Genomic DNA, 14627 nt, shown 5'->3' on the forward strand with positions numbered 1-14627 from the left:
GCGAGGACCTAGGCCTGCATCGCGCGCTCGGCCTCTTTGGCCTTCATGTCGGCACGAATCTCGCGGGGCAGCGAGAACATCAGGTCCTCGGTTGCGGTGCGGACCTCTTCGACCGTCTCGTAGCCGCGCTCGGCGAGGAAGCCGATGACATCCTTGACGAGGATCTCGGGCACCGAGGCGCCGGAGGTGAGCCCCACGGTGGTGACGCCCTCGAACCAGGACTCGTCGATCTCCTTGTAGGTGTCGACGCGATAGGACGAGCGGGCGCCCGCCTGCAGCGCCACCTCGACCAGTCGAACGGAGTTGGACGAGTTCGCGGAGCCCACCACGATCACCAGATCGCATTCGGGCGCGAGCTTCTTGACCGCCACCTGACGGTTCTGCGTGGCGTAGCAGATGTCGTCGCTGGGCGGGTCCTGGAGGTTGGGGAAGCGCGCCCGCAGCCGGTGGACGGTGTCCATGGTCTCGTCGACGGAGAGCGTGGTCTGTGACAGCCACACCACGTTGTCGGGATCGGGCACCACCACACGGTCCGCCTCTTCGGGCGAGTTCACGACGATGGTGTGCTCAGGGGCCTCGCCGGCGGTGCCCTCGACCTCCTCGTGGCCGTCGTGGCCGATCAGCAGGATGGTCTGATTCTCACGCGCGAAGCGGATGGCCTCCTTGTGCACCTTGGTGACCAGTGGGCAGGTGGCGTCGATGGACACCAGGCCGCGAGCATCGGCACTGCTGCGCACCGCTGGCGAGACGCCGTGCGCCGAGAACACCACGCGGGCTCCCTTGGGGACCTCGTCCGTCTCCTCGACGAAGATCGCTCCGCGCTCGGACAGCGTCTCCACCACGTACTTGTTGTGGACGATCTCCTTGCGGACGTAGATGGGCGCCCCGTGCATCTCGAGGGCCTTCTCGACCGCGATCACGGCGCGATCCACACCTGCGCAGTAGCCGCGCGGGGCCGCGAGAAGGACGCGCTTGTCGTTGGGGGAAGGCATGTTCTCCATCCTACGTGGCACGCTAGGGGACGTGACCGACGGTTCGCTCTCCCCCGACAACGCTCCGCAGGGGGCGAGTGCTTCCGGCCCAGCCGCCGGAGGCTTCCCCGGCACCGCCGCCGACACCACCGCCGAGCGACCGTGGCCCGTCCACCACCTCACCGGCAAGATCGGCCAGTATGTGCACCGCATGGGTCCGGTGTGGGTCGAGGGCCAGGTGCTGAGGCCGTCACGATGGAAGAACCTGGTCTTCTTCGACCTGCGCGACCCGAGCGAGAACGCCACGCTCGGGGTATCCGCGCTCTCCTCCGTGGTGGACCGCATGGGCACGCCGCTGGACGACGGCTCCCGCGTGGTGCTCCATGCCCGACCGCGCTGGTGGGCGCGCTCGGGGGCCCTCAAGCTCGACGCCGCGGACATCCGCCACGCGGGCGTGGGCGACCTGCTCGCGCAGATCGAGGCGCTCAAGGAGGCCCTGGCCGCCGAGGGGCTGTTCGATGCCGAGCGCAAGCAGCCCCTGCCCTTCGTCCCGCGCAGGGTGGGGCTCGTCTGCGCGACTCAAGGCGAGGCCGAGCACGACGTCGTGGTCAACGCGACCAAGCGCTGGCCGTCCGTGACCTTCGAGATTCGCCGCGTCTCGGTCCAGGGCCAGCACGCGGTGCGCGAGGTCAGCCAGGCGATCGAGGAGCTCGACGCGATCCCGGACGTCGACGTCATCGTGGTCGCGCGCGGCGGCGGTTCCTTCGAGGACCTCATCGCATTCTCTGACGAGCGCGTCGTGCGAGCCGCCGCAGCGTGCGAGACCCCGCTCGTGAGCGCGATCGGCCACGAGAAGGACTCCCCTGTGCTCGACCTCGTCGCCGACTACCGCGCCTCGACGCCCACCGATGCCGGCAAGCGCATCGTGCCCGATGCGGCGCAGGAGCGCGCCGGTGTCGACCAGGCACGCCGTGACATGCGGGCGGCGCTCGAAGCGCTGGTGGCACGCGAGGCGCGTGGCCTCGACCAGTTCCGGTCGCGCCCGGTGCTGGCGCACCCCCACCGCATGCTTGATCCCTACCGGGAGTCCGTCGCGCGCGCCAGGACCTCCGCTGATCGCGCGCTGGTCGCGATCCTCGCTGGAGCAGACGGCGCGACGCGAGAGCTCGGAGCGGCCCTGCGCGCACTCAGCCCACAGGGCACCCTCGACCGTGGCTACGCGATTGCACGAGACGCTGCGGGCGCGGTCATTCGGGACGCCTCAACCCTCACGAGCGCAGACGCCATTCATCTGCGGTTCGCCGCGGGCGAGGCCGAGGCGTCGGTGACGAGCGTCTCCCCCAGCACCATCGCCTGATGCCGCGACTCGTCCACCGCACGGCCGGCAGACGACCCCCGCGGCGTGGCCCTCGCGAGCGCAAGGCTCGAGCGAAGGGCACCCCTCAGTGCTCCGCGGGGGCCGCCGGTCGGCTCAGCCTGCGCTCGCGATGCCCAGTCGGCCCAGCACCTTGGCGGCGCCGCCCTTCGAGGCGAGGCGAGCTCGCGCGGCTGACGCGTACTCCTTGTGGAACTGCCGAGCGAGGCGGCCGATGATGGCGTCGGGCACGGTCGGGTTCTCGATCAGCGCGTAGACCACGTCGGCGACCTTGTCGTGGGCGAGCTGATCGTGGAGGTCCTCCGGCATCTCGGCACGCCGATTGCGCGCCACCCCCATGCGCACCGTCGGGGACTCGTCGGACGCGAGCTTGAGGAGAGTCGTGAGCGGCGTCGCGGGGCGCTCGGCCACGGCCGCACGCACCTTCGCCTCCTCTGACCTCGCCAGCGTGGCGAGCTCCGCATCGGTCAGGTTCGGGTCGAGCGCCTTCTCCACGCTCGCGAGCGCGGTTTGGCGCGAGTAATTCTCACTGAACATCAGTCGTCACCCCATTGTGAAGAGAGATTGCACTTGGTAGTTGATGAGAGTGCCGTAGGGCCTGATGATGACGCGATAGCGTGTGGCATATGTCTCACGCCGACGATGTCTCCTCCCTCACGTACGAGCAGGCCCGCGACGAGCTGATCGCCATCGTGGCGAAGCTCGAGGCCGGCGCCGCCACGCTCGACGAGTCCGTAGGCCTGTGGGAGCGGGGCGAGGCTCTCGCCGCCCGCTGCCAGGAGCTCCTCGAGGGCGCCCGGGACCGGATCACCGACGCCCGCGGCGGGACCGAGCAGGGCGACGACGCCGACGCCGGTATCGTCGGCTTCGTCCCGGCGGACGACACCGCCGAGGACGACACGGCTGGCGACGATGCAGCCGCACGGCCAGAGGAGGACCACTCATGACCGACACCGCCCTCGTCATCGGCGAGGCCCTCGTCGACGTCGTTCGCCGTCCGGACGGCACAGTCGAGACCCACCCGGGCGGGTCACCCGCGAACGTCGCCATCGGACTGGGGCGGCTGGGGCGCGATGTGTCCCTGCTGACCTGCCTGGCACCTGACGCACACGGGGAGATGGTGCGGGCTCACCTGGAAGCCTCCGACGTGGCCCTGGTCGAGGGATCGGCCGATGCTCCCCGCACGTCGGTGGCGGCCGCCACGCTCGACGACACCGGTGCGGCGACATACGAGTTCGACCTGACCTGGGACATCGACGCCGCCGCCGTCGCCGATGTGGACGCGCTGGTGGTCCACACCGGCTCCATCGGAGCGGTGCTCGCGCCCGGCGGAAGCGCGGTGCTCGACATCCTGGACCGCGCCCGAGCCCACGCGACCATCACGTACGACCCGAACGCGCGCCCCGCCCTCATGGGAGAGCCGTCCGCCGCGTTGGCCGCGATCGAACGCGTCATCGCCCTCTCCGACGTCGTCAAGGCCTCCGACGAGGACCTCGCCTGGCTGCTCACCGGCCGCCCGGACGGCTCGGTCGAGACCCTCGCCCGCGAGTGGGCCGCCAGCGGGCCTGGTCTGGTCGTCGTCACCACCGGGGGCGACGGCGCCACTGCGTACCTCCGCGACGGCAGGAGCGTCAGCGTGACCGCCCCTCGAGTCGAGGTGGCCGACACGGTCGGCGCCGGGGATTCGTTCATGGGTGGACTCATCGATGGGCTGTGGGGTGCCGGCCTGCTGGGAGCGGAGCGCCGGGACGCGTTGCGCGCGATCGACGACGTCACCCTCGAGCGCGTGCTCGCCCGATGCGCGCGCATCGGCGCCATCACGGTGTCGCGGGCGGGTGCGAATCCGCCCACGCGGGCCGAGCTCGGCGAAGGCTGACCGTCGGCGCCCGTCGCGGCGCCACACCCTCACACGGGACGCCACCTGACCTCGCGTTCCTGCGACAATGACTCCATGAGCGAGCTGAGCAACGACGCCACGTCCGACTACCGCATCGAGCACGACACGATGGGCGAGGTGCGGGTTCCCGCGCACGCCCTCTATCGAGCGCAGACGCAGCGTGCCGTGGAGAACTTCCCGATTTCGGGCCTCACGCTCGAGCGCCGTCACATCGAGGCGCTCGCGCGGGTGAAGAAGGCGGCGGCGCAGGCGAATGCGGAGCTGGGCGTGCTGCCCGGCCCGATTGCCGATGCGATCGTGGCGGCGGCGGACCAGGTCGCCTCAGGCGAGCACGACGCACACTTTCCCGTCGACGTGTTCCAGACCGGCTCCGGCACCAGCTCCAACATGAACACCAACGAGGTCATCGCCACGCTGGCCACCCGCCTGCTCGGCGAGGACGTGCACCCGAACGACCACGTGAACGCGTCGCAGTCCTCCAACGACGTGTTCCCCACCTCGGTGCACGTGGCGGCCACTTCGACGCTCGTCAACGACCTCATGCCACAGCTCGAGCGGCTCGCGCAGTCCCTGGAGGCGAAGGCCAGCGAGTTCTCCGACGTCTACAAGTCGGGCCGCACGCATCTCATGGATGCCACGCCCGTGACCCTCGGCCAGGAGTTCGGCGGCTACGCGGCGGCGATCCGTCGCGGCATCGAGCGGCTCGACGCCGCCCTTCCGAGGCTGGCCGAGGTGCCGCTCGGTGGCACCGCCGTGGGCACCGGGATCAACACCCCCGACGGCTTCCCCGAGCGCGTGATCGCGCTGCTCGCCGACGACACCGGGCTGCCCATCACCGAGGCGCGCGACCATTTCGAGGCGCAATCCGCCCGTGACGGACTGGTCGAGGTCTCGGGGGCGCTCAAGGTGATCGCGGTCTCGCTCACCAAGATCTGCAACGACCTGCGGTGGATGGGCTCGGGCCCCAACACCGGGCTCGGCGAGATTCAGCTGCCCGACCTTCAGCCCGGATCCTCGATCATGCCGGGCAAGGTCAACCCCGTCATTCCCGAGGCAGTGCTGATGGTGTGCGCCCGCGTGGTGGGCAACGATGCGACGGTCGCCTGGGCGGGCGCCTCCGGCTCGTTCGAACTCAATGTCCAGATCCCGGTCATGGCGCTCGGCGTGCTCGAGTCGATGCGCCTGCTCGGCAACGCCTCGGGTCTGCTGGCCGAGCGCACCGTGGACGGCATCGTCGCCAACCGCGACCGCGCCCGCCGCTTCGCCGAGGCCTCCCCCAGCATCGTGACCCCGCTCAACCGCGTCATCGGCTACGAGAACGCCGCGAAGATCGCCAAGCACGCCGTGGCCGAGGGCCTCACGGTCCGCGAGGCCACCCTCGCGCTCGGCTTCGTGGAGCGTGGCGACATCACCGTCGCACAGCTCGACGCGCTGCTGGATGTCACCACCATGACCGGGGACCGCTGACCCGCACCGCTTCTGCCATTGATCGCGCGCGTGAGCCCGGCCGATGCGGCTGCCGGGACCCGCGCGTCGCGGCGCAGGTCCCGGCGGACGCGCTGACTAGCGGCGGTTCACCTGCCGCATCGTCATCGTGACACCGAGCCCCATCAGGAGTGCGGCGATCAGCAGCGCGAGGGGCCACTGCCCATCGGCGCCTGTCGTCGCCAGCTGGCCGGCATCCAGGACCGTGAGCCCGGCGCTGAGCGTGGTGCCCGACTGAGCGCCCACGGCCTCCAGCGTGTGGTCGCCGGCCGCGACGTCCAGCGGGATCGTGACCGTGGTCGCGATGTCGCCATTGACCCCGGCCTGCACCGTGCGGAGCTCGGTCGGCGTCGAGTAGAGCGTCACCGTGACCTGCTCGCCGGGCGTGAAGTCCGCGCCCCAGATCGCGATGGTGTCACCCGGGCGCACCGTTCCGGCGCTGACCCCGAGCTGGCCCTCTGCGGGAGTCTCGCCGCCAGGCGTCTCCCCACCGGGGTTCTCGCCGCCGGGACCGCCGCCGTCGAGCTCCGCGACCGTGACGGCGTCCGACGTCACTGTCGCATCGGCCCACAGCGCCTTCGATGCCGTCACCTCGACGGAGATGTCCGCACCGGCGTCAGTGTCCGCGAGCACCAGGCCAGCGGCGTTGGCGCCGAGGATCGGGTCACCATCGCGCAGCCACTGATAGGACTCCGCGGTCCACGGCTCCGCTATGACGGCGTCGAGCTGCTCGCCCGGCTCCGCAGTGCCCGAGATGCTCACGCTCAGCGGCTCCTGGTCCACGATCTCCTGCGCGTCGACGGCGGACAGCGTGGGCGTCACCGTCTCGATGAGGCCCGTCTGCTCGTCGAACGTGAGCCGGTCGATGGTGGTCTCCCGGTTCGTGCCGTTGCCGTCAGGAATCGCGAACCGGTGGTACGCGATGTACCAGTCATCCGTGCCCGGCACGTTGAGCACCGAGTTGTGGCCGGTGCCGAGGATGCCCAGCGAGGCGTCCTTCTCGAGGATCACGCCGCGGTACGTCCACGGGCCTTCGGCACTGTCGGAGGTCGCGTAGCCCACCCGGTAGTTCTCGCTGCCCGTGTCGTCGATCGAGTACGTGAGGTGATAGATGCCCTCGCGGTAGGCCATGAACGATCCCTCCCGGTACCCCGTGAGGCCCGTCATCACCTGGATGGTGCCCGGCTCGAGCGACACCATGTCGTCAGCGAGCTGTGCCATCACGGGCGAACCGTTGCCCCAGTAGAGGTAGTACGTGCCGGAGACGGGGTCCATGAAGGCGTGCGGGTCGATCGCCTGACCTGAGGTCACCGCCTCGTTGTTCAGGATCATCGCCTCCGGCTCCGCGACGAACGGGCCCTCGGGGTGGTCCGCCACGGCGACGCCGATGGTCTTGCGGTTGAGTTCCGCGTGGTGACCCGAGAAGTAGAAGTAGTACTTCCCGTCGCGTTCGATCGCGGTGGGGGCCCACGCGTTGCCTGTGGCCCACGGCACGTCGCCGTCCTCGCCGTCGAGCGTCAGGAAAGGCTCGTCCGAGCGCTCCCAGTCGACGAGGTCGGTCGACTTCCACACGTAGAACTCATTGCCGCCCCAGCCCGGGTACCCGTCGGAGGTGGCGTAGACGTAGTACGTGCCGCCGAACGCGATGATGTTCGGGTCGGCGTACAGGCCAGGCAGCACCGGAGAGCGCATCTCCACCGCCTCCATGGTCCAGGTCGCCGTCGAGTCGTCGCCCAGCTGGTACGTCGCCGGCGTGCTCAGGTCGCGCACCGTCCCGGACGCCGGGTCGGACGTCACGCCCGCGACCGTGGCGAACACGGGCGCGAGCTGAGTGAGGTCCGTGCCCGGTTCGACCGGGAACACCACAGTGCGCTCGGTCTGATCGACGATGGGGTCGACCTTCAGCACGGACTCGTCCTCGAGCGTGACGCCCAGCAGCACGTCGGTCTCGCCCGATGCGGCCAGGACCTCCTCGGCGCTGAGCGCCCTGTTGTAGAGGGCGAACTCTCGGTACGCGCCCTCGAACAGACCATCGGCGTCGTAGTTGGAGCGGCCGAGGTGGTTGGCGGAGGTGAAGCCGCTGCCGATGTCCTCCGGATCGGCGTTGACCGTGCCGGTCGCCACCTGGACGCCGTCCAGGTACAGCGTCGCGGTGGTGCCGCTCAGCGTGTACACCAGCTGCACCCACTGACCGCGAGGCAACGTCTGTCCCGTGCCCACGGTCTGCTCCGTCGACCAGTTTCCGGTCGCGATGCTGGTGCGGTACTGCGAGTTTCCGGTCGTGAAGAGGTAGCCGTCGCCTGCCCCGCCGGTGGTGTTGCCGAGGCCATAGATGAAGTAGTTGCCGGTCATCCCCTGGTCGAGGAACACCTCGGCCTCGATGGTGACATCTTCGATGCCCGCAAGGATGTTGTCGGGCAGATCGACGTAGTCGTTCGAGCCGTCGAAGGCCATCTCGCCGCCCGCCAAGGTGGCGCCACCCACGATCGTGCCGTCGTAGCCGTTGCCCGTGACGTCGGTGAGCGTGGTGCCCTGGCCGGTCTCGAAGTCGTACCGCAACACCTGACCGTCAGCATCGGCAGTCACCGGCTCTGCCTCGACGACGCCCTCGCGGAGCGCCTCGAGCTCGGCGGCGGTGACAGGAATCACCGTGCCGTGGCGCGGGCTGGCGGGGAGGTCGTACTCGGGAGCGACCTGCCAGTCCGGGTCCGCGATGTCCTCGGTGCGCAGCGGGATGTACCCGCGGCCGCCGTACTCGTCGACGAAGAGGTAGTAGTAGTCGCCGCTGACGTCGCCCGGGTTGGACGTGAAGATGGACGGGCCTTCCACCGCACCCGTTCCCGCTTCGCGGCCGATGCAGCTCGCCACCAGGTCCCAGTCCGCCAAGGGTGCACGCAGCTGATCTGAGTACTCGTGGATGATGTCCGAGCAGCCGGTGGTGCCGGCGCCCTCGTCCTTGGTGAAGCGGTGGTAGGTCCCGTCCACCTCGAGCACGGTGGAGTCGATGCGCGAGATCCCGGTCTGCCATCCCTGCGGCTCCGAGAACGTCACGAAGTCTCGCGTGGTGGAGTACAGCATCTCGTTGGGGATGCCGTTGGCGGTGTGGCCCGGGTCGTCCTCCGGGTACAGCTTGGAAGCCCAGAACACCACGTACGCGCCGATCGACTCGTCGTAGTACGCCTCAGGTGCCCACAGATTGCCAGCATTGTCGGGCGCGACCTTGACGTGTCGCTGCTCGCTCCAGTTCACGAGATCCCTCGACTCCCACACCTCGAGGTACTGAGAGCCCTGGCGTTGGGACGCATCCCAGCCGCCGCCGGAGCCGATCGAGAGGTCCGTGGCGATCATGTAGAACGTGTCGCCCTCGGGCGAGCGGATGATGAAGGGATCGCGCAGTCCGCGCGTGCCGTACTCCGACTCGAGCACCGGGTCCCCACCGTTGAGCTCGTCCCATGACAACGCATCGTTGCCGTCGGACGCCGCGAAGTAGATCTTCTCCCCCGCGAGCGAGTCGCCGGTGAAGTACGAGAACGCATAGCCCTCGAAGGCGTCGAGCTCGACGGCCGCGCGCACCTGCGCCGCGAACTCCCGGACGGCCGTCGCCTCCCCCTTGGTCACGGTGGCGGTCAGGGTGACCTCCGTGTCAGACCCAGGGCGGTTGACGATTCCGTCGGTCGTGATGATGCCCGTGTCAGCGCTGCTCCACGTGACGGGGAGGCCATCGATCTCGGTGGGGAGGGTGAGGTTCCCGCGCACATCGTCGATGTTGGTCACCGACAAGGCAGCGGCGCCCGCATCGGCGATGGACTGGTCGTCCGCCGACGCGAGCACGGTCACCACGAGCAGGCGGGTGACGGTCTCGTCCCCCAGCGTGACGGTGGCGGTCAGCGTCACGTCCGCGTCGCCCTCCGCGTAGCCGGGACGGCTCACCGTGCCGTCGTCACCCACCACAGCGGGGTCGGACGAGGCCCAGGCGATCGTGGAGCCGTTGGCTCCGGCGGTCGGCAGGTCGATGTCGTCCGTGATGGCGACGGCGCCGCTGATGTTCAGCGCCGCGGCGTCGCGTGCCACCCGCTCCGCATCGGTCGGCACCAGCGCGGCGACGGCCGAGGCGTCGAGAGCCGAGTCATAGATGCGGAAGTCGCGCACGGACCCGGCCATCGTGCCGTCGGCCGTGTAGACCGAGCGGCCGATGAAGTTCAGCGCCGTGGCACCGCCCCCGATGTCCGAGGGACGCAGGGTCGTGGTGGTGTTCACCGCGACCTCGACGCCGTCGAGGTACAGGCGGGACGTGTCGGTCGCATCGTCCAGCGTGTAGGTCACCGTGCGCCAGACGTCGCGCGACAGCACCGCGCCGGAGTCCACGCGCTGCTCAGTGCTCCAGTTGCCGCTCGCGATGTTGCCCCGCAGCGTCGGGTTGCCCGTCGCCATCAGGTATCCGTCGCCCACGCCACCCGCATCGGCGTTGCCGAAGCCATAGATGAAGTAGTCGCCGCCCTGCGTGGAGCGGACGAGAACCTCGGTCGAGACGGTGATCGAGTCGAGACCGCCCACCAGGTCGTCGGGCAGGACCACATGGTCGCCCGCGCCATCGAGGCGCACGCCGGCGTCGCCGCCCAGCGTGGGTCCTCCCACATAGGTGCCATCGAGGCCATTGCCGGAGCTGTCCTCCGCCACCGTGCCGGAGGTCTCGTCGAGCTGGTAGTGCGCGACCAGCCCCTCCTCCGGCTCCACGGTCACCGTGACCTGGACGTCCCGCAGGGCAGGGTCGAGCTGCTCGTCGGGAGTGAGATCGAGGACTGGGAGCCCGTCGACGTCAAAGTTCACGATCGTGGCGTGAGCGTTGCGACGTGGATCGAACAGACCTCCGTCGGTCGCCTCCCCAGGGTTGGCCGGGTCGTCGTAGCTGCGTGCGTGATAGACCATGACCGGGTTGCCCAGCGCGTCCACCGTGAACGAATTGTGGCCGGGCCCGTACATGCCAGGCACGTCGTCCGTGGTGAGCAGTGGATACCCCAGCTTGTTCCACGACGCCGGGTCCATGAGATCCGCGTCCTCGTCCGCCCACAGCACCGAGATGTTGTAGCTCACGTCCACGGAGGCGGAGGAGAAGGCGACGATGATCTTGCCGTCGTTCTTGATCACGGCGGCGCCCTCGTTGACCTCGACGCCGGACGCCTGCTCCCACGCGCGGGTGGGGCGCGTGATCTGGATCGACTCGTCGGCCATCTGCTGTGGGTTCGCGGAGTCCATGGGCGCCATGCGCATGGTCGAGAAGCCTTCGGCGTCGGACTGCGCCCAGATGCCGTAGTCCACTCCGTTGTGCTCGAAGTGCGTCATGTCGAGCGAGAAGGAATTGAACGCGATGTCGTCGCCGGGTGCGGGCAGGTGGTAGCCCACGGTCTCCCAGTTGGCGGGGTCGAGCGCGGCATCGCCGGCCAGCTCGCCGCCGGTATACTTGAGCAGCGCGGGTCGGATGTCGAACCCACCGCTGCGGGCGGCGGTGAAGAGCACGTACCACTCGCCGGAGATCTCGACGAGTTCCGGCGCCCAGATGTAACTGTTGAGGCCGGCCTCGCTGGACTCGTTCCAGATCTCGACCTCCGTGGCGGTCGCGAGGCCCTCGAGGGTCGCAGAGCGACGCAGCACGATGCGGTCATAGCCGTTCGGGTCGCCGTTGTAGGTCATCGGGTACGAGCCAGTGAAGTAGTAGTAGCCGTCATCCCCGAGGGTCGCGTCGGGGTCGGCCCGGCGCTCCACGAGCGGGCTCGGATACTGCGGATCCGCGATGGTGCCGTCGATCGTGTAGACGCCGGGGGTGTCGAAGTCGACGCCGCTCGTGTCCCAATCCACCGGCATGCGGGCGGTGGTCCCGTTCGAGTACTCGACCGTGGCGGCCTCGGGCAGCGCCGGGTCGTCACCCTTGGCGATGTCCAGGTTCGCGAAAGGCTCCACGCCGATGTGCGAGATGCGGCTGAGTCGATCGACGACGTAGTCGTACTCGGCAGCAGTCACGGCGATCGCATCCGTCTCGATCATGCCGGAGGGAAAGCTGGCAGAGACGAACGAGGGTGCGGTCGCGACCTCGGCCGGCGCGGAGAACTCCGCGAAGTCACGAGTCGTCACCTCGTAGTGCAGACCGTCGGCGGTGTTCGTGTAGTGCAGGCGGTACGCGGCGATGCCGTTGTCGTACCCGACCGCGACCCGAGCTGTGCGGTGCGCCGTGGGGGCGAACTGCACCAGGCGCTCATGGGAATACGCGCGCAGGTTCTCGGAGTCGAACACGAAGATCTGGTTCGAGTGGGAGTCGAGGGTCGAGACCAGGCCGAACCCGCCGTCGGGCGTGCGGAACGCGGTGGGCGATCCCATCTTGCGCGAGCCCAGTTCGGGGAACAGGATCCCCTGGCCGTCGTTGAGAGCGGCGAAGTCGGCGCCGTCGGTAGAGGCGGACAGGCGCAGGTTGTCAGTGTCGTCCGTGTTGCCGGTGCCGATGGCGGTGCCGATCCAGCCCGCGTCCTCCGCGAGCACGGTGACGTCGAACTCGCGCTGGGCGGTGAGGCTGCCATCCGCGAGCGTCGCCGTGAGCCGTGCGGCGGCCTCGGCGGCGCCGCGAGAGACATCGCCTGCGGCTGTCACGGCGGCGGCGTTCGACGTCTCCCAGGTCACCGAGTAGCCGGCGAAATCGGCGGCAAGGACGATGTCCTGCCATGCGACGGACAGACCCAGGTCGAACTGGGAGGCGGCATACTCGAGGTTCGCCTGGGGGCTGTCGGCGACCACCGTGAAAGTGAAGTCGCGGGTGGTGCTCTCGCCAGCGAGGGCGAGCGTGGCGATGAGCGTGACCTCGGCATTCTCGGTGGCCGGGCGGACGACCGTGCCGTCGGCGGCGATCACAGCGAGGTCGGTCGACGCCCACGAGATCTGAGACCCGCGATCTCCCGTGGTCGCGAGGGTCACGTCGTCTGCCACGGTGAGCGAGTCGAAGCTCAACGCATCCGCGTCCTCGGTGAGCGCCGCGGTGATGACGGCCGGGTCGTCGACCCCACCGTAGTACGCGTCGACGATCTGGGACGCGGTGAGGGCGGAGGTGTAGATCTGCACGTCCCGCACGTCGCCTTCATAGAACTCGTCCGCATACGAGGATCGGCCGATGTAGCCCACGAGGTCCGAGCCGAACTGGGTGATGGTGCGCGCCGTCGACACCGTGCCGATGCGCTGGTCGTTGTAGTACCCGGTGATCGACGAGGGCGTGATGACGGTGGTGTAGAGCCCCCACTCTCCCGCGGCGGTGAGGGGCCCCGCGATGCCACGCGCCGCGCTGGTGGGGCTGATGCCGGATTCGAGCGACCACGGGTTCGAGCTCGGTTTGCCGTCGACGATCACGGACTTGAAGCGGCCGCTGCCGTTCTGAGGGTTGAGCAGCCAGTACTGGAGGGGCGGCGACTGGGTGGTGCCAAAGAACATCGCGGCATAGTCGCCGCTTCCGGTGCGATTGCGGAGCCACGCGGAGATCGTCAGGGTGTTCTGGCCGTCGATCATGCCGGTGGGCATCTGGACGTAGCCCGCTCCGGAGCCGCTCGCGCCACCGGGCAAGGTCAGGTGGCCTGCGCCGGTGTCGACCGTGGCACCGGTCCCCAGCACCGCAGCGTCGTTGCCGTTGCCCGACACGTCGGAGACCACTCCGTCGCCGATCGAGTCGGAGAAGTCGTAGTGCGCGAGCAGCGTGGACGAGGCATCCGACGTCACGGTCACGTCGAACGTCCGCTGCGCCGTCGCACCCGCCAGGGTGAGATCGGCCGTCAAGGTGACGACGGCATCGGCCGCAGGCGGCGGCGTGACAGTGCCATCGGTGGCGACGATCGCGGGGTCGGAGCTCGTCCACGCGATCTCGGAGCCGTTGGCTCCCGCGGTGGGCAGCTCGATGTCGGTGGCGACCGTGGAGGAGACGGAGAGGGACGCGGCATCGGCGTCGACGGCGGCCTGCACGGTGCCGGGGTCGCCGAGCTCCTCGTAATACTGTGCGGCGGCCTGCTGATCGGTCATTGCGGCGGTGTAGACCTTGAGGTCCGCGACCGCGCCATCCCAGATCGGGTCCGCGTAGGGCGAGTTTCCGATGTAGCCGATGAGGTCCGTGCCGAAGTCCGTGACTGTCCGGGTGACCGGAACGGAGCCGATGCGCTCGCCGTCGACATAGCTCGTGATCGAGGTGGGCCGAATCACCGTGGTGTACAGCGCGAGGGCGTCCACGGCGGCGGGGCCGACGATGCCCGCCTCAGTCGTCCAGGGCTGCGTCGCATTCACGCCGTTGGTGATCACGGACTTCACGTTGCCCTGGGGGTTGGCGGGATTGAGCAGCCAGTACTGCGTGGGTGGCGTCGTCTGGTTGCCGAAGTACAGCGCCGCGTAGTCGCTGTTCGCCATGTCATTGCGCAGCCAGGCCGAGATGGTGAGGGCGTCGTTGCCTTCGAACACCTCGCCCGGGATCTCCACGAAGGTGTCGTCGGTCAGTTCGATTGCGCCGTCGACGATGGACGCGCCGCTTCCCACGACGGTGCCGTCGTTGCCCCCGCCCGATGCATCGGCGACCGTCGCGGCATCGAGCGGGCCCGCGAAGTCGTAGTGAAGGGCGAGCTCGCTCTCAAGGGGTTCGAGAGGCGACGCCGAGGCGACGGAGACTCCCGCGAGGGAGGTGGCGACCACGGCTCCGATGAGGGCCGCGACGGCGACTCGGGCAGGGCGGCTCTGGGGCAGGTTGCGGTGCATGCGCGTCACTCCATTGTGAGGTGCTGAGTAAGAAACCGTGTGAACGATAACATGTGAGCGATAACATGCCAACCCCCCTTGTAGAGTCGTGTGAAGGGCATGCGCCGGGGTCCGGCTGGGAATCACACCGACGTCG

7 protein-coding genes are annotated in these 14627 nt (G+C 69.1%); 4 read left to right on the forward strand and 3 right to left on the reverse strand.

The window, feature by feature from the left end:
* Window positions 1–8: 8 nt before the first annotated feature.
* Window positions 9–992: a 4-hydroxy-3-methylbut-2-enyl diphosphate reductase gene (locus tag AOP72_RS10360; RefSeq protein WP_062135982.1), complete on the reverse strand. Its 984-nt coding sequence runs from the start codon at window positions 990–992 to the stop codon at window positions 9–11.
* A 31-nt stretch (window positions 993–1023) separates the two neighbouring features.
* On the opposite strand from AOP72_RS10360, the gene xseA reads away from it, so the two are divergent.
* Window positions 1024–2328 carry an exodeoxyribonuclease VII large subunit gene (gene xseA, locus AOP72_RS10365; protein ID WP_062137176.1) on the forward strand — a complete coding sequence of 435 codons (1305 nt, stop codon included), beginning with the start codon at window positions 1024–1026 and terminating at the stop codon, window positions 2326–2328.
* A 114-nt stretch (window positions 2329–2442) separates the two neighbouring features.
* Here the strand turns inward: xseA and AOP72_RS10370 are convergent, their stop codons facing one another.
* Window positions 2443–2883 carry a hypothetical protein gene (locus tag AOP72_RS10370; RefSeq protein WP_062135985.1) on the reverse strand — a complete coding sequence of 147 codons (441 nt, stop codon included), beginning with the start codon at window positions 2881–2883 and terminating at the stop codon, window positions 2443–2445.
* 89 nt (window positions 2884–2972) lie between these two features.
* On the opposite strand from AOP72_RS10370, the gene AOP72_RS13835 reads away from it, so the two are divergent.
* The 3 genes from AOP72_RS13835 (at window position 2973) to AOP72_RS10385 (ending at window position 5710) form a co-directional block, all read left to right on the forward strand.
* Window positions 2973–3293 (forward strand): exodeoxyribonuclease VII small subunit, encoded by a 321-nt coding sequence (locus AOP72_RS13835; protein WP_084631695.1) that lies wholly within the window; start codon window positions 2973–2975, stop codon window positions 3291–3293.
* Window positions 3290–4222 carry a carbohydrate kinase family protein gene (locus AOP72_RS10380; protein ID WP_062135988.1) on the forward strand — a complete coding sequence of 311 codons (933 nt, stop codon included), beginning with the start codon at window positions 3290–3292 and terminating at the stop codon, window positions 4220–4222. Before AOP72_RS13835 ends, AOP72_RS10380 begins: the two co-directional genes overlap by 4 nt.
* A gap of 75 nt (window positions 4223–4297) precedes the next feature.
* On the forward strand, window positions 4298–5710 hold the full coding sequence (locus AOP72_RS10385) for a class II fumarate hydratase (RefSeq protein ID WP_062135991.1): 1413 nt from the start codon (window positions 4298–4300) through the stop codon (window positions 5708–5710).
* A gap of 96 nt (window positions 5711–5806) precedes the next feature.
* Here AOP72_RS10385 and AOP72_RS10390 read toward each other — a convergent pair whose 3' ends face one another.
* Window positions 5807–14491: a family 43 glycosylhydrolase gene (locus AOP72_RS10390; RefSeq protein WP_062135994.1), complete on the reverse strand. Its 8685-nt coding sequence runs from the start codon at window positions 14489–14491 to the stop codon at window positions 5807–5809.
* Between the last annotated feature and the right edge of the window lie 136 nt (window positions 14492–14627).

It is taken from the genome of Demequina aestuarii, assembly GCF_000975095.1.
GTDB lineage: Bacteria > Actinomycetota > Actinomycetes > Actinomycetales > Demequinaceae > Demequina > Demequina aestuarii.